Source organism: Kribbella sp. NPDC050241, from assembly GCF_044459685.1.
GTDB lineage: Bacteria > Actinomycetota > Actinomycetes > Propionibacteriales > Kribbellaceae > Kribbella.
The window spans coordinates 390,426-406,708 of record NZ_JBITJE010000006.1 but is presented as its reverse complement, the minus strand read 5'-3'; the positions used below and the strand labels follow the sequence as shown (position 1 = coordinate 406,708).

Here is a 16,283-nt window from a genome sequence, read left to right as displayed (position 1 = left end):
CCTATCCCGGCATGAACCAAACCTAACGTGATCAGTTCCACTTCGGAGGCTGAGAATTTGCTGGCAATCCGTCCCAGTCGTCACGGCCTCGCGGGGAGGGGGCACAATTGCCAGGATGCGGGAACACACCGGAGCCTTCAGCGACGCGACCGGACGCGACCTCGAGCAGGGTGGCGCCGACCAACCGCGGTACCGCCGCTACCAGTACGACCTGATCGCGCCGCACTGCGGACACAGCGTCCTGGAGGTCGGCGCCGGGCTGGGTGAGTTCGCGGCTCAGTTCACCGGTCTGGACCGGTTGGTGCTCACAGACGCGGATCCGGATGCGGTCGGGTTGCTGGCGGAGCGGTTCGCCGACCGGCCGGAGGTGGAGGCGCGGCAACTGGCGCTGGGCGGCGAGCTGTCGCTGGGCAAGCCGGTCGACTCGATCGTTGCGATCAACGTGCTGGAGCACATCGAGGACGACGCCGCAGCGCTGAAATCACTGGCCGGATTGGTGATTCCCGGCGGCACCATCGTGCTGTGGGTGCCCGGCTACCAGCAGTTGTACGGCGAGTTCGACCGCCGGGTGGGCCATTTCCGCCGGTACACGCCGGCCACGCTCCGCGACGCGTTCGAGCGGGCCGGACTCCAGGTCGAGCTGGCCAAGCCGGTGAACCTGCTCGGCGGGATCGCCTGGTGGGCAGCCGTTCGCCGCGGCGGCAGCACCAAGCCGAACCCGCGACTGGTCTCGATCTACGACCGGTTCGTCGTACCGGTGACGCGGGCGGTGGAGTCGGTGGTCCCGGTCCCGTTCGGGCAGACGGTGCTCGGCGTGGCCCGGGTGCCGGGATGAGGCTGCCGCGGTTCCGGTTGTTGCTTTGGGCAAGGTACTCCGCGTCGTCGGTGATCGCGGGGGTGATCAGCGAGCTGGCGTTCGCCTTGTGCTACTGGGTCGGTGCCCGCCCGCTGTGGGCGAGTGTGGTCGCGTTCCTCGCCGGCGCACTGCCGAACTATGTGCTGAACCGGCGCTGGGCGTGGGGCCGCACCGGACGGGCCGACCGCACACGCGAGCTGTTGCCGTACGCAATCATCGTGGTGGTCACCGCACTCGCCGCGGCGCTGGCGACCAGCGCCGCGGACCATTGGCTGCGGGATCGGATCGACTCCCACGTCTGGCAGACCGTGCTCGTCAGCGCGACCTTCCTCGGCACCTACGGAGTGATGTTCATCCTGAAGTTCGTGCTGTTCGACCGGTTCGTGTTCGCCAAGCCGGAAGCCGCCGCAGTACGTACTCCCGCCACCACGTCCCAGTCATGACCCGGGCGTAGTTCGCGCCGTACACCAGGCCCGGGCCTTTCTTGCTGCTGCCGTCGCCACGGCGGCGCATCGTCATCGGCAACTCGACGACCCGCGCGCCGCCGGCCAGCACACCGAGCAGCAACTCCGACGACTGGTACTGCGGCTCCCTCAGCGTCACCGAGCACGCAAGCGCAGCCCGCATCGCCCGGAACCCGAACGACGTGTCGGTCAGCTTCCGCCGGGTCAGGATCGACGCCAGTACGGCGAACACGCGCACGCCGACCCAGCGCAGGCGACTGTCCGCGTCCTCCTGACCGAGTCGCCGGGAACCGGTGACGAAGTCGGCCCGGCCCTCCAGGATCGGCGCGAGCAACACCGGCAGCTCGTTGTTGTCGTACTGTCCGTCGCCATCCGTGGTCGCGACGTACTGCGCTCCGCCCTGCGCGGCGATCTGGTACCCGAGTCGAAGCGCCGCACCCTGACCACGGTTGACCGGCGCGACGCAGACGTACGCGCCATGCCCGGCCGCGATCTCGGCGGTGTTGTCCTCGGCGCCGTCGACCACGACCAGTACGTCGACCGGGAGGCCGGCGCAGGTCTTGGGCATGTGCTCCAGCACCGGACCGATGCCGCCTGCTTCGTTGTACGCGGCAATCACCACGACGAGCGGAGCGAACGCCGGGTCACCGTGCCGTTCGCGGAGATCATCCAGCGCGGCCGAGTCGACCTTGTCCGGGTACTGCGCGAGCGGCGGGCGCTGCTGGCTCCGGCCGAGCAGTGCGGTCAGCCCCAGCGCACCGGCGAACGGGAACAGAACCAGTCCGGGCAGCTGGTAGCGCCAGGAGAACTCGAACGCGGCCGACCCGAGCAGCAGGATCACTGCCGCCGCGACCGGCAGCAGTGCGGCCGACCGGAGTCGCGATGTCCTCGCCCGGCCGAGCCCGAACGCCGCAGCGAACGCGATCAGGCCGGCGATACCGAGCAGCAGGCCCGGGGTGTAACCGCCGTGCAGCTGGTAGGCGCGCAGTACCTTGGCCGGCCCGGTGTTGACGTGCGGCTCGGTGCCGCCCCACTTCACCGCGGCCTTGGCGGTGTTGGGGTCGCTGAGGTTCGGGTAGGTGAGCTGGAACTGCCAGCGGTCCAGCGGCACGTCGTCCGGCGAGGTGGTGCGCGTGGGCGCGAAGCCCTTGAAGAAGTCCTTCAGTGCCGCCCACGCCACGTCGCCCGGCTGGTGCCGGATCACGAGCATGCTGAAGTCGGTCGCCAGCTGCCGCTTCGTCGTACCGGCTGGCAGCGGTCCGGGCCAGTTCGGGTCGCCATAGTGCTCGTGGGCGTACTCGTCGACCCCCAGTCGGTGCCCGAGCGGCTCCTTGGGGCAGAACAGGCGAGTGCCGTCGTTCAGCGGCAGCTTCGCGCAGTTGGCGACGACCGCGGTCCGGCCGTAGAGCACCTGGTTCTCGGCACCGGAGAAGCCCCACCGGCCGGTTTGCGAGTGGAAGTACGTCGCGTAGCCGCCGAGCACGATCGCGAACACAGCCGTTACCGCTGCGCTCCGGCCGAGTACCTTGCGCCAACTGGTCCGCCAGGCAGAGCCGACCACGACGAGGTAGATGACGACGGCAACGAGCAGAGTGATGCCGATGGTGCGCAGTACGAACGCGGCACCGAGGATCAGCCCGGCGGCAGCCGCCCGCTTCCAGCCGGGGGCACCCCATCCGAGCAGAAGCCACAGCAGACCGACGAGCAGTACGTCGAACAGGGTCTCGGCCATGATGTTCTGCTCGATCTGGACTTGGTACGCGTCCAGGAGCAGTGGTGCGGCTGCCAGAGCGGAGAGCCAGCGGTAGACACCGAGGCGGCGGCACAGTGCGTAGATCGCGACGCCGAGGGCGAGGCCGATCACGTGCTGCAGGATCACCACGAAGGTGACGCCGCCGAGCGCTGTCAGCGGCTTGAGGAAGAGCGAGTACCCGATCGGGTTGAGCTGATCGGGCTTCAGCTCGCGCATGTTGTCGAGGTAGCGCACCGAGTCGACGTACAGGATCGCCGGTTGGTACGCGACCGTCGCCAGCACCCGGAGCGCGGCCCCCAGCACCAGCAGCGCAACGAGCAGCCAGTGCTTCCTCAACATTTCTATCCCGTCCCCGAGCGAAGCGAGGGGGCGGCGCAGTTGACTGATCACTGGTTGGAGAAGTAGTGCCACGTGCGGGCGAGCCCGTCTTCCAGGGACACCGTCGGCGCGTAGCCGAGGTCGTTGGTGACGTCGACTACCACCGCCGGCATCTCACCCGCCGGTGCCTCGATGTGCTCAGCCGGCACCGGACATCCAGTCACCGTCCGCACCGTCTCGATCATCTCGAGCACCGACACCGAACGACCCGATCCGATGATCGCGCGCCCGTCGTACTTGCTGTCCAGCGCCAGCAGGATCCCGTTGACCACGTCATCGATGAACACCAGATCCCGCCGCTGCAGACCATCGCCGTACACCCGGACGCCGGTCCCGCTCAGGGCGGCCCGCATCATCCGCGGCACAAAGCTGTCCTTGTGCGACATCCCCGGCCCATAGACATTCGTGAACCGCAGCGCGGCAGTCGCCATCCCGTAGCTACCCGAGTACGCCGACAGCAACATCTCGCACGCCGCCTTGGTCGCGCCGTACGGCGTGAGTGGCCGCAGGGGCAGGTCCGCGGTGATGGTCGACGTACCGACGTTGCCCACGACCGCGTTCGTGGACGCGAGCACGAAGGTCTCCACTCCACTGCCCCGGGACAGCTCCAGCAGCACCTGCGTGATCGTCACGTTCTGGGCGAACGTCTGCATCGGCGCATCCACCGACCGCAACACCGAGGTCAGCGCCGCAAGATGCACCACCGCGGTAGGCCGAGTCTCGAACGCCCCAACACACGTCTCCTGCTCGGCAAGATCCCCCGTCACCACGTGCACACCCTCGTCCCACGCCGGGTCCGGCGGCTCCCGATCCACCGCGGTCACCGCAACCCCACGCTCCCGAAGCGCAGCCACCACAGCCCGCCCGATAAACCCGGCCGCCCCGGTAACCAGCACACGTTCGTCCATGCCCCTCAACCTACCGCCGACCGACCAAACCCGAGACACGGGCGAACAGTGCGCAACGAACCCTTGACCGCGGGTGATCATGATGGGCAGGATCGCCCCGGGCGCGGGCTGACAACCTTGTCATCGGGGCCGCGTACTCCTACTGGCGGACAGCTCGCGCTGTCGTGCCGGTCCGGCCGTGCAAGGAGCGTAGATGGATCTCCGCCGCCCTCTGGGGCTCGTCGCGTCTCTCGGGCTAGTTGTGACAATGTCGTCTGCCATGACGTCAGCGCATGCCGTTCCCTCGGCATCAGACACCGCGCAGGACCAACCGGTAGTGACCGGATCCTCGTTCTTCACCTCGTTCGAGCCGGGGCAGCCGCAGCCGGGGTATACCGACGCGGTCGAGACCGGGGCGGACGGGCAGCCGCGCACCGACGGGGTCCGCGGGCCGACGCCGACCGGGATCGGCGGCAGCGAGATGGACAAGGTCACCAAGGTGACCGCGAACGGCGAGAACACCGGCGGCGGTGAGATCGCCACCAACGTGGCCGACGGTGACAAGTTCACCAAGTGGCTGGTCTTCGAGCCGACGGGCTGGCTGGTCTACGAGACTTCGGTCCCGGTGGTGATCCGCAAGTACGCGCTGACCTCGGCCAACGACGCCGACGGTCGCGACCCGCAGAACTGGACCATGCAGGGCTCGAACGACGGGACCACGTGGACGACGCTGGACACCCGGACGGGCGAGAGCTTCGAGACCCGGTTCCAGACCAAGGAGTACAGCTTCACCAACGAGACGGCGTACAAGTTCTTCAAGCTGGACGTCACGCTGAACCATGGCGAGGACATCGTCCAGCTGGCCGACTGGTACCTGTCGAACGGCGCGCCGCTGCCCCCGCCCGGCCCAGTGGCAGAGTCGCGGCTGGACTCCGGCCCGACCAGCGCGTACAACGCCCGCGCCCGGGTCGGTTTCACCGGCGTCAAGTCGTTCCGGTACGCCGGGCACCAGACCGCCGAGGGCCGTGGCTTCACCTGGAACAAGATCGCCGACGTGGATCTGAAGGTCGGCAAGGACACCCGGCTGTCGTACAAGATCTTCCCCGAGCACACCGAGGGCGACCTCAGCTACCCGAGCACGTACGCCGCGATCGACCTGGCGTTCTCGGACGGGACGTACCTGAGTGATCTGAAGGCGAAGGACCACCACGGCTTCGAGCTCAGCCCACGCGGCCAGGGCGACGCCAAGGGCCTGTCCACGAACCAGTGGAACAACGTCGAGGCGGACCTCGGCACGGTGGCCAAGGGCAAGACGATCCAGCGAATCCTGATCGGCTACGACAAGCCGTCCGGACCGGCCGAGTTCCGCGGCTGGGTCGACGACCTGCGGATCGCGCAGGCGATCAACCCCGACACCGCGGCGCAGAAGACCGCGTCGAAGCACCCGTCCGACCTCGCACTCACCACCCGCGGCACCAACGCGACCGGTGGCTTCTCGCGGGGCAACAACTTCCCGGCGACCGCCGTACCGCACGGCTTCAACTTCTGGACGCCGGTGACGAACGCCGGCTCGACGTCCTGGCTGTACGACTATGCCAAGGGCAACAACGAGGACAACAAGCCGACGATGCAGGCGCTGTCGATCAGCCACGAGCCCAGCCCGTGGATGGGAGATCGGCAGACGTTCCAGGTGATGCCGTCGACGGCCCCCACTCCGACCGCGGACCGGAAGGCGCGGGCCTGGTCGTTCAGTCACGACAACGAGGTCGCCCGGCCGTACTACTACGGCGTCACGTTCGACAACGGCAACGCGGCCGAGATCGCGCCGACCGACCACGCCGCGATGCTGCGGTTCAGCTTCCCGGCCGGCAAGGCGTCGCTCATCTTCGACAACGTGAACAACAGCGGCGGCCTGACGCTCGACCCGGAGACCGGCGTGGTGACCGGGTTCAGCGACATCAAGAGCGGCCTGTCGACCGGCGCCGGCCGGCTGTTCGTGTACGGCGTGGTCGACCAGAAGGTGATTGCCTCCGGCAAGCTGTCCGACGGTGGCGGCGCGGCGGTCGGCGGCTACTTCTCGTTCGGCCCGAAGGTGACGCAGGTCGAGCTGCGGATGGCGACCTCGCTGATCGGCACCGCCCAGGCGAAGAAGAACCTCGAGCTCGAGCTGCCCGCCGATGCGCAGTTCAGCAAGGTCAAGGACACCGCGCAGCAACTCTGGGACGCCAAGCTGCGCACCATCGAGGTCGAGGGCGCGACGGCCGACCAGCTGACCACCCTGTACTCGAACCTCTACCGCCTCTTCCTCTACCCGAACAACGGCTCGGAGAACACCGGTACGGCGCAGAAGCCGGTGATCACCTACGCGTCGCCGACCTCGCCCAAGGTGGGTACGGACACCCCGACCACGACCGGATCGAAGATCGTCGCCGGGCAGACGTACGTGAACAACGGCTTCTGGGACACCTACCGCACCGTCTGGCCGGCGTACTCGCTGTTCTCCCAGGACGACGCGGCCGACCTGGTGAACGGGTTCGTCCAGCAGTACAAGGACGGCGGCTGGATCTCCCGCTGGTCGTCCCCGGGCTATGCGAACCTGATGGTCGGCACCAGCTCCGACGTCGCCTTCGCCGACGCCTACCTGAAAGGCATCAAGGGGATCGACGTCCAGGCGGCGTACGACGCGGCGGTCAAGAACGCGACCGCCGTGCCGCCGTCGCAGAACGTCGGCCGCAAGGGCATGGACCTGGCAGCCTTCAACGGCTACACCGCCAACACCACCGGTGAGGGCTTCAGTTGGTCGATGGACGGCTACATCAACGACTTCGGCATCGCGAACATGTCGAAGGCGCTGTACGACAAGGCGAAGAAGAACGACCCGCGCAAGCAGGAGTACCTGGACAACTACAAGTACTTCCTGAACCGGTCCCGCAACTACGTCACGCTGTTCGACCCGGCGCTCGGCTTCTTCCAGGGCAAGGGCCCGGACGGCGTCTGGGGCAGCTCGCCGGGCACGTTCGACCCGCGCGACTGGGGTCACGACTACACCGAGACGAACGCGTGGAACATGGCGTTCTCGACGCCGCAGGACGGCGCCGGCCTGGCCGCCCTGTACGGCGGCCGCGACGGCCTGGCGAAGAAGCTCGACGAGTTCTTCAGTACGCCGGAGGACGCGCTGCACACCGGCGGGTACGGCGGCACGATCCACGAGATGCTCGAGGCACGCGACGTACGGATGGGTCAGTACGGCCACAGCAACCAGCCGTCGCACCACATCACGTACATGTACGACGTCGCGGGTCAGCCGTGGAAGACGCAGGAGAAGGTGCGCGAGGTGCTGTCGCGGCTGTACCTCGGGTCCGAGATCGGGCAGGGGTACCCGGGTGACGAGGACAACGGCGAGATGTCGTCCTGGTACCTGTTCAGCATGCTCGGGTTCTACCCGTTGCAGGTCGGATCGCCGACGTACGCGATCGGGTCGCCGCTGTTCACCAAGGCGACGGTGCGGCTGGCCGGCGGCAAGAAGCTGACGATCAGCGCGCCGGGCAACAGCGCGAAGAACATTTACGTCAAGGGCGTGAAGATCAACGGCAAGACGTGGACGTCGACCGCTTTGCCGCACGACCTGATCGCGAACGGCGGCAAGATCGAGTTCGAGATGACCGACCAGCCGTCGCGGTGGGGCACCGGCCGCAACGACGCCCCGCCGTCGATCACCACCCCGGGCGAGGACCCGAGCACGTGGCGGGACTCGACCGAGGACGAGGGTGCGGTGATCGGGGCCGGTGACGCGGACGTGACCGCGCTGACCGACAACGACTCCAAGACTCAGGTCACGCTGACCGGCGCGACCCCGGCGATCACGGTGGCGCTCCCGCAGGGCCGCCCGGTCGGGATGTACACGCTGACCAGCGGCGCCACGGGTACGGCGCCGTCGGCCTGGGTGCTGGAGGGATCGAACGACGGTACGACGTGGTCGACGGTGGATCGCCGTACCGGCCAGAGCTGGCCGTGGGTGTCGTCCACCCGAGCCTTCAGCATCGCTTCGGCGAAGGCTTACACGCAGTACCGGCTGGTGCTGACCCCGGCGGCGGGCGCTGACGACGTCACGCTCGCCGAGATCGAACTGCTGGGCACCCTGAAGGGTGTCGAGCCCGGCACGCACCCGAGCGACAAGCGCGTCGCCGAGACCAAGCCGAGCCCGAGCCCGACCCCGTCCCAGTCGATCGACCGCAACTACGGCTGACCGCGTCGCCGGTTCCTGTCACTTCTTGTAGTGACAGGAACCGGCGAACCGCAGCAGGGTCGCCTCGTCCCAGCCCAGGTTGGTCGCCTGGTTCCCGACGGCAATGAGACGCGTGGTCTGTCCCTGGCGGTAGTCGGCGATCTCCACCCTGGAACTACTGGCCGACCACCGGCGGCGGTTGCATGCCGCGCGACAGCAGTATGGGCGGCAGCCTGACCCGGCCACCGCCCACGCTGGACGATTCTCCGGCGGAGCCTGCCCCTGAAAGGTTCCGCCGGAACATTTGAGAGGGGTGGCGGTCCCCGCCCGGACTGCCACCCCTTCACACCTAACGACGTCCGAGGCCCCTCCGGGGTTGCCTACCCCGCAAACTGTCCACATGCCGGACGGTTCAGGCGTGAACATGCCCCGTCAGCCGGACCAGCGGCCGGTGAAGAAGGCGGCCGCCCAGATCGCGGCCAGGGGTATCGCGAGGGCCAGATAGAGGCGGCCGAGCCAGAGTCTGCGCCTGCTCATGACCGCCAGGCCGATCCACAGCGGCCACCAGAGCAGCGTCGCCCGGGTGAGCGAGTAAATCCAGAACGACGTACAGAACGCGCCGACGGTGGCGGCGACCCAGGCGGCCTCACCCCAGGAACGGCGCCGGATCAGCCAGGCGAGCAGCAGCAGGCCGACGACGAGCGCGACCAGTTCGGCCCGGAACATCCAGGTCCAGTCGCTGCGGTCCGCGGAAAAGTGGCCCTTGCTTGCGGCCTCGATCGTGTGCTTCAGCGAGGTCCACGGCCAGGTGAACTCGCGCGCCCAGCCCTTCTCCTGCGCCTCCTGCCAGGCGAACCAGGAGCCGTGGATCTGCTTCAGGTACGCCATGAAGGCGAGCACCGGGACGGCCGGCAGGGCCAGCCACGGGAGCGACAGCCAGTCCCGCTTCTTCGACGTGACGAACTCGACCACGAGGGCGAACGCGAGGAAGATGCCGGACACCCGCACGGTCGAGGCCAGCGCGACGAAGATCGCCGCGCGTGCCCACCGCCCCTGCCGTGCCGCCAGCCAGGCGGGGAACGCGAAGGCACAGAACAGCGCCTCGGTGTACCCGGCGGCCAGGAACACACCGACCGGAGCGCCGTACCAGATCATCGCCGCGTGCGGCCCGAGGCCCTTCAGTTCCGGGAACTCGTACTGCGCCAGCCGCGCCAGGTACACGCCCGCGACAGCACTGGCGACCGCGGACACGACGATGCCGGCGGCAACGTAACCGATCCCGGTCCAGCTGACGATCCGGACCAACAGCGGGAACCCGGGGAAGAACGCGGCCAACGGCGCCCCGGACGGCTCACCGTTGTTGTAGCCGAACTCCGCGACCGCCTTGAGGTGCCAGACATCCCACTGCAGCCAGGCCCGCCAGACGTTCGGGTAGTCGTTGCCGGGGTTGAACAGCAGGGGCGCGGACACCGACAGCATGAACAGCGCTGCCCGGGTGACCAGCCACCACCCGAGCACCTCCCGGCCCATCGCGGTCGGCATCCATCGCGACAACCGGACCCCGTCGGCCCGGGCCCGCCGAGCCCGGCCGGGCTTGCCTTCGTCGCCGGCCGTCCGCTCGAACACGAGGGCCGGCTACTGGCCGCCGCCGGGACTGGCCGGCGTGTCGGGCGTGCCACCCGTCGGGAGCGGCCAGCCCGGAGGTGTCCGGGGCGGCTTCCCCGTCGGCTTGTCGGTCGGGGTGCTCGACGGCGGGTCCTTCGGCGTCTTGGTCGACGGCGCCGGCGGAGTGCTCGTCGGCGGTGCGGGTGGTGTGCTGGTCGGCGGCTCCGACGGCGTGATCGTCGGCGTCGGACTGTCCTTGAGTTGGTCCTCGTCGGGGTCCTGGAAGCCCTCGTCCGGCTGACCTGCCAGTGCCGGGTCCATGTAAGCCAGCCAGGTCTTCAGCGGCCAGCCGCCACCGAAGAACGCGTCGTCGCTGGAGTACGGGTCGAGGTCGCCCTCGCCGGACGCGCCGGCCCGGTACAGCACCGACGTGGACAGTTGCGGCGTGTACCCGGTCCACCACGACGTCAGGGTGTCGTCGCCGTCCTTGCAGCCGTCGCACGCGGCGTTGGCCTTGCGGTGCTCGACCGCCACACCACCGGCCGTTCCGGTCTTGCCTGCCACCGGGCGGTCCAGCTCCTTGGCGTCCTCACCGGTGCCCTTCTCGACCACGTCCTGCAACGCGTAGTTGACCATCCGGGCGACGTTCTCGTCGAACTTCCTGGCCTTCTTCTTGTCCAGGCTCTTCTCGCTCCACAGCACCTTGCCGTCCGGGCCGGACACGCTCTTGATCGTGTGCACCGGCGCGTACATGCCGTCCGCGGCGAACGTCGCGTAGGCGTTGGCCATGTCGACCGGCGACGCGTACGGGTCCGGCCCGAGAACCGTGGACGGGTTGTTCCGGCCGATCTCGAGCGCCTTGGTCTTCGGGATGCCGGCCGCCTCAGCGGCGTCGACGAGCTTCGCCGGACCGTCCTCCATCTTCTTGTCGACCAGGTCGTAGAAGGCGGTGTTGATCGACTGCTCGGTCGCCTTCAGCAAGGTGACGTCGCCGTAGTCCTCGTCGAACTCGTTGTTCAGCTCCTGGCCCTGGACCTCGATCGGACTGTCGCCCTGGAAGATGTCCCAGACCGACGTGCCGTCCTTCAGCGCGGCCGCCAGGGCGAAGGGCTTGAACCCCGATCCCGGGCGGGCCGGTCTGGTTGCCCAGTTCAACTGACTCTTCAGGTAGTCGGGTCCGCCGTACATCGCGACCAGTTCGCCCGTCCCAGGCCTGACCGAGGCCATCCCGACGTGCAGGCCGTTCCGCTTCTTCGGCAGCTCCTGCATCCCGGCCTTGTTGATCTGGTTCTGCGCCTTGAGGTCGAAAGTGGTGACCACCTTCAGACCGCCGCCGCTGATCTGGTCCTCGTCGAAGCCCAGCCGCTGCAGTTCCTTGCGCGCCATGTCGAGCAGGAAACCGTTCGGGCCCTTGTACCGGTCGTTCTTCGGCTTCTTGTTGATCTTCGGCAGTGCCTTGCCGTACGCCGTCGCCTGCGCCTGGGTGATGGTGCCGTTCTGCCGCATGCCGTCGAGGACGTACCGGTACCGCTCGATGATCCGCTTCTTGGTGCGCGGGTCCGGGTCGTCGATGTCGAACAGGGTCGGGTTGTTCAGCACCGTGGCCAGGAAGGCGGCCTGCGGCACGGTCAACTTGCGCGGCTCCGGCACCTGGAAATAGGCGTCGCCGGCCGCGGAGATGCCGTACGCACCTTCACCGAAGTAGACGGTGTTGAGGTAGCCCTCGAGGGTCTTGCTCTTGTCCTGCGACCGGCTCAGCTTGGTCGCGATGAACAGCTCCTGGAACTTCCGGGAGACGGTCCGCTCCTGGGTCAGGTACATGACTTTCACGTACTGCTGGGTGATCGTCGAGCCACCCTGCAACTGCTCGCCGTTGGCGATGTTCCACGCCGCGCGGACCATACCCGACGGCGAGATGCCGGGGTTGGTCCAGAAGGTGCGGTCCTCGGCCGCGGTCACCGCGTCCTGGACGTGCTTCGGGATCTGTGACAGCGGCACCGAATGCCGGTTCTGCTCGAAGAAGGACCCGAGCGGCTGCTTGCCGTCGGCGAAGGTGACCGTCGTCGTGTTGGTCGCGAACTCCTTGTTCGGGTCCGGGATGTCCGTCGTCTGGTAGACGATGAAGAAGGTGGCTACTGCGCCGATGACGCCGACGAAGAAGAGTGCGGTCACCCAGCCGAGGACCCGGAGCGCCCAGTGCTTCTTGGGCTTGCGGGCCGGGACGGCCCTTCTACGAGCTTCACTCACTGTGCAATCCTCGACGATCTCGCGGAAGTCATTGCCCCACAGACTACGGTGGATGTGGTAACGGCCCCGAATCCGCTCCGGATGCTAACAAGCCGAGCGGTCACCCGGGCGCGGGCAGGGCCAGGCCTTACCCAGATCTTTCCCGGCGGAAGCAAGCGATTTCCGCCCGGCTCACCCGGTGACGTGCGGTGCCGAGGCCCAGGAACGCCATGGCGCCCAGCGCGCGGTAGTCGGCCTTCGGCACGTTGCGGGCCACCTCACGCGCCAGGATCGCGGCGAAGACGAGGCTGAACGCCCAGTTCAGGTACGACGCCAGCATGGCCACCGCGGCGACGAACGCGACCGCGGTCCGCGGGCTCTGCGGGATCCTGGCCAGTCGAGCGATCAACCGGGCGACCGGTCCACTGGTCGCGACGGCGTACCCGCCGATGATGATCATGACCATCTGCAGCGTGAAAGTGATCAGGCTCCAGAACCCGAGGCCCCACGCGTCGACTAGGCCGAAGCCCTTGGTCGCGGCCGGATCGTCGGGGCGCTTGAGCAGCGGCTCACCGGTGACCAGCCCGAACAGCAGCACCACGAAGGTGCCGACCAGCACGAACCCGAACGCGTCCGGCAACCACTTCTCGGTGAAGGCGGTGAACCGCAGCGCGACCTGGGCCAGCGGGCCTCCGCCGTTCGCACCGCTCTCTACGTCCTGCTGCGCGTGCTTCGCCTGACTGTCGGCCATGACCCTCCGCTCTTGAACCACGACGCTGTGTCACCCGATCAAACGCAGATCGCCACCTGACGTAACAGGTTTCTCGGCGTGCCGCGTGATCAAGCTGACAAAGGGCGGCTTTGTCAGGAGTTGTCCACAGTCCTCAGGTCTGCTTACAGTGGCGAAGCGATGTATCGAACCGATACATCAGGTCATGACAAACTAGACCGTGGGAGGTGGGTCATGGGAAACCGCAGTGGGGTCCTGGAGCTCGCCGTACTCGGTCTGCTGCATGAAGCGCCGATGCACGGTTACGAGCTCCGCAAGCGCGTCAACGCCCAGTTCGGCTGGGGACGTGTGCTGTCGTTCGGTTCGCTCTACCCGTGTCTGAAGGCGATGCTCCGCAACGGGCTGATCACGGCCGACCCCGGGACGCCGGAGTCGGGTCGCCGGCCCAAGATCGTCTACACGATCACGGCCGACGGCAAGGACTACTTCGCGCACGCGATGCACGAAGCCGGTCCGTCGGCCTGGGAGGACGACACGTTCGGCGTCCGCTTCTCGTTCTTCGGCCGGACCGATCCGGCCACCCGGTTGCGCATCCTCGAGGGCCGCAGGGCCCGGATGGAGGAGCGGCTGGCCAACTTCCGGGCGGCGATGACCCGGACCGCGGAGCGGGTCGACGCCTACACCCTCGAGCTGCAACGGCACGGCCTGGAGTCGGCCGAGCGCGAGGTCCGCTGGCTGAACGAGCTGATCGACGGCGAGCGGCGGCAACAGCGGCCCCCTGAACAGCACCAACCGCCTATCCAAGGAGATTCCAGATGACCTCGATCCGCGTAGCGATCGTCGGTGTCGGCAACTGCGCCAGCTCGCTCGTCCAGGGCGTGCACTACTACCGCGACGCGAAGCCCGACGAGCGCGTCCCCGGTCTGATGCACGTCCAGTTCGGCGACTACCACGTCCGCGACGTGCAGTTCGTCGCCGCCTTCGACGTCGACGGCAAGAAGGTCGGCCTGGACCTCGCCGACGCGATCGGCGCCAGTGAGAACAACACGATCAAGATCTGCGACGTGCCGCCGACCGGCGTCACGGTGCAGCGGGGTCACACCCTGGACGGTCTCGGCAAGTACTACCGCGAGACCATCACCGAGTCCGAGACCGCGCCGGTCGACGTGGTCGCCGCGCTGCGCGAGGCGCAGGTCGACGTACTGGTCTGCTACCTGCCGGTGGGCTCGGAGCAGGCTGCCAAGTTCTACGCGCAGTGTGCGATCGACGCAGGTGTCGCGTTCGTCAACGCGCTGCCGGTCTTCATCGCCGGCACCAAGGAGTGGGCGGACAAGTTCACCGCGGCCGGCGTACCGATCGTCGGCGACGACATCAAGTCGCAGATCGGCGCGACCATCACGCACCGCGTGCTGACCAAGCTGTTCGAGGACCGCGGCGTCACCGTCGACCGGACCTACCAGCTGAACGTCGGCGGCAACATGGACTTCAAGAACATGCTCGAGCGGGAGCGCCTGGAGTCCAAGAAGATCAGCAAGACCCAGTCCGTCACCTCACAGCTGCGCGACGAGATCGACCCGCGCAACGTGCACATCGGGCCGTCGGACTACGTGGCCTGGCTGGACGACCGCAAGTGGGCGTTCATCCGGCTCGAGGGCCGCAACTTCGGCGATGTACCGCTGTCGCTGGAGTACAAGCTCGAGGTCTGGGACTCGCCGAACTCGGCCGGCATCATCATCGACGCGATCCGCGCCGTGAAGATCGCCAAGGACCGCGGCATCGGCGGCCCGATCCTGTCCGCGTCGTCGTACTTCATGAAGTCACCGCCGGAGCAGTACGCCGACGACGTGTGCCGCGACCTGGTGGAGAAGTTCATCCGCGGCGAGGTCGAGCGCTGACGTACGTCGTACAGCCCCGCAGTCACCGGTGTGGTGGCTGCGGGGCTGTTCTATAGATTGGCCTGATGCGGCTGCATGTGGGGTGTGCGCAGTGGACCCACGCCGCCTGGCCGCAGCCGTCGCGGTCGAAGCTGGAGTGGTACGCGTCGAGGTGCAACGCCGTGGAGAGCAACACCACCTTCTACGCGACGCCCGCACAGTCGACCGTCGCCGGCTGGGCAGCGCAGACGCCACCTGACTTCCGCTTCGTGGTGAAGCTGCCGCAGGTGATCAGCCACGAACGGCGGTTGACCGGCGTCGACGGCGAACTGCGTGCGTTCCTGTCCGCCATCGAACCACTCGCCGAACGCAACCACGCCGTATGGATCCAGCTCCCGGCGTCCTTCTCCCCCACCGACCTCGGCACGCTCGCCGCGTTCCTCCACCACGCCCCTCGCGGTTACCGGTACGCCGTAGAGGTCCGCCACCCGGCGTTCTTCGACGACGCGGTTGCCGCCGGTCAACTCGAACGGGTTCTCGGGCGTGTGGATGCCGAGTGGATCCCGTTCGACACGGTCACGCTCTTCGGACGCCGGCCGACCAGCTACGCCGAGCGCGACGCGTGGATGAAGAAGCCCCGGGTGGTACGACGTACGCGTGCGCTGACCGCGCATCCGATCGTCCGGTACATCGGGCGGGACTCCGTTGCCGAGACGGTCGAGGGCTGGGGCTACCTCGTGGAGCAGGTGGTGAACTGGCTCGCCGAGGGCCGCTCACCGACCATCTTCCTGCACACACCAGACAACGTGGAGGCGCTGAACCTGGCCCGGCGCTTCCACTCCGCGGTCCGCTCAGCCGTGCCCGGCGTCGAGCCCCTACCGGAGCCACCCGTCGACGCCGCCCCTCCGACCCTGTTCTAACCGACCCGGGGTGCCGCGGGGTGCCGCGGGGTGCGGCGGGGTGCCGCGGACAGGATCTGGGGACCGCGGACATGTTATTACCTGTCCGCGGTCCCCACAGGGTGTCCGAGGTTCAGTTATCCACAGGTGAGAAGTTCGCCGCTGGGAGAGGGGCGAATCTCCATATGTTCTCCGCCGAGATCACACCTCGGGAGGACAGACCATGGAGCATTCGAGCCACACTCCGCCGGACTATGCGGCGCACACGCCACCGGCCTACACGCCAGCGGCCTACGCGCCGCCGGAGGTCCCGCCGCCGAGTCGCTCGACACCGGCGGAGCGGAAGGCGCGGACCGATTGGCTCGTCACGGAGCTGCGCCGACTCG

Annotated in this window: 12 protein-coding genes; 6 read left to right on the top strand and 6 right to left on the bottom strand. The window is 67.9% G+C overall.

Going from position 1 to position 16,283, the window contains the following annotated elements; all coding sequences use genetic code 11:
- Window positions 1-115 precede the first annotated feature (115 nt).
- Together ACIBG5_RS28705 and ACIBG5_RS28700 are read left to right on the top strand one after the other, a co-directional pair.
- On the top strand, window positions 116-835 hold the full coding sequence (locus tag ACIBG5_RS28705; protein WP_396394575.1) for a class I SAM-dependent methyltransferase: 720 nt from the start codon (window positions 116-118) through the stop codon (window positions 833-835).
- Window positions 832-1,299 (top strand): GtrA family protein, encoded by a 468-nt coding sequence (locus ACIBG5_RS28700; protein WP_396394574.1) that lies wholly within the window; start codon window positions 832-834, stop codon window positions 1,297-1,299. Before ACIBG5_RS28705 ends, ACIBG5_RS28700 begins: the two co-directional genes overlap by 4 nt.
- Here the strand turns inward: ACIBG5_RS28700 and ACIBG5_RS28695 are convergent.
- Together ACIBG5_RS28695 and ACIBG5_RS28690 are read right to left on the bottom strand one after the other, a co-directional pair.
- Entirely contained in the window at window positions 1,208-3,412 is a 2,205-nt protein-coding gene (locus ACIBG5_RS28695; protein ID WP_396394573.1) for a glycosyltransferase family 2 protein, read from the bottom strand. The genes ACIBG5_RS28700 and ACIBG5_RS28695 overlap by 92 nt on opposite strands.
- A gap of 47 nt (window positions 3,413-3,459) precedes the next feature.
- A complete protein-coding gene (locus ACIBG5_RS28690) occupies window positions 3,460-4,359 on the bottom strand; it encodes an NAD-dependent epimerase/dehydratase family protein (RefSeq protein WP_396394572.1) in 900 nt (299 codons plus the stop codon).
- A 259-nt stretch (window positions 4,360-4,618) separates the two neighbouring features.
- Here ACIBG5_RS28690 and ACIBG5_RS28685 point away from each other — a divergent pair, with 259 nt between their 5' ends.
- Window positions 4,619-8,584, top strand: coding sequence for a GH92 family glycosyl hydrolase (locus ACIBG5_RS28685; RefSeq protein WP_396394571.1), 3,966 nt, complete (start codon window positions 4,619-4,621; stop codon window positions 8,582-8,584).
- 18 nt (window positions 8,585-8,602) lie between these two features.
- Here the strand turns inward: ACIBG5_RS28685 and ACIBG5_RS28680 are convergent, their stop codons facing one another.
- From ACIBG5_RS28680 to ACIBG5_RS28665, 4 genes are all read right to left on the bottom strand, one after another.
- Window positions 8,603-8,731, bottom strand: coding sequence for a hypothetical protein (locus tag ACIBG5_RS28680; protein ID WP_396394570.1), 129 nt, complete (start codon window positions 8,729-8,731; stop codon window positions 8,603-8,605).
- 264 nt (window positions 8,732-8,995) lie between these two features.
- Window positions 8,996-10,189, bottom strand: coding sequence for a mannosyltransferase family protein (locus ACIBG5_RS28675; RefSeq protein WP_396394569.1), 1,194 nt, complete (start codon window positions 10,187-10,189; stop codon window positions 8,996-8,998).
- Window positions 10,190-10,198: 9 nt separating this feature from the next.
- A complete protein-coding gene (locus tag ACIBG5_RS28670) occupies window positions 10,199-12,415 on the bottom strand; it encodes a transglycosylase domain-containing protein (RefSeq protein WP_396394567.1) in 2,217 nt (738 codons plus the stop codon).
- Between the two features lie 127 nt (window positions 12,416-12,542).
- Window positions 12,543-13,145 (bottom strand): TIGR00366 family protein, encoded by a 603-nt coding sequence (locus ACIBG5_RS28665; protein ID WP_396394566.1) that lies wholly within the window; start codon window positions 13,143-13,145, stop codon window positions 12,543-12,545.
- 213 nt (window positions 13,146-13,358) lie between these two features.
- Between ACIBG5_RS28665 and ACIBG5_RS28660 the strand changes: the two genes are divergently transcribed.
- From ACIBG5_RS28660 to ACIBG5_RS28650, 3 genes are all read left to right on the top strand, one after another.
- The gene (locus ACIBG5_RS28660) at window positions 13,359-13,943 is read left to right on the top strand and encodes a helix-turn-helix transcriptional regulator (RefSeq protein WP_396394565.1); all 585 of its coding nucleotides are present in this window, start codon (window positions 13,359-13,361) and stop codon (window positions 13,941-13,943) included.
- Complete coding sequence (locus tag ACIBG5_RS28655; protein WP_396394564.1) at window positions 13,940-15,019, top strand: inositol-3-phosphate synthase; 1,080 nt, start codon at window positions 13,940-13,942, stop codon at window positions 15,017-15,019. Before ACIBG5_RS28660 ends, ACIBG5_RS28655 begins: the two co-directional genes overlap by 4 nt.
- Before the next feature lie 65 nt (window positions 15,020-15,084).
- Window positions 15,085-15,918 carry a DUF72 domain-containing protein gene (locus ACIBG5_RS28650; RefSeq protein WP_396394563.1) on the top strand — a complete coding sequence of 278 codons (834 nt, stop codon included), beginning with the start codon at window positions 15,085-15,087 and terminating at the stop codon, window positions 15,916-15,918.
- Window positions 15,919-16,283: the final 365 nt, after the last annotated feature.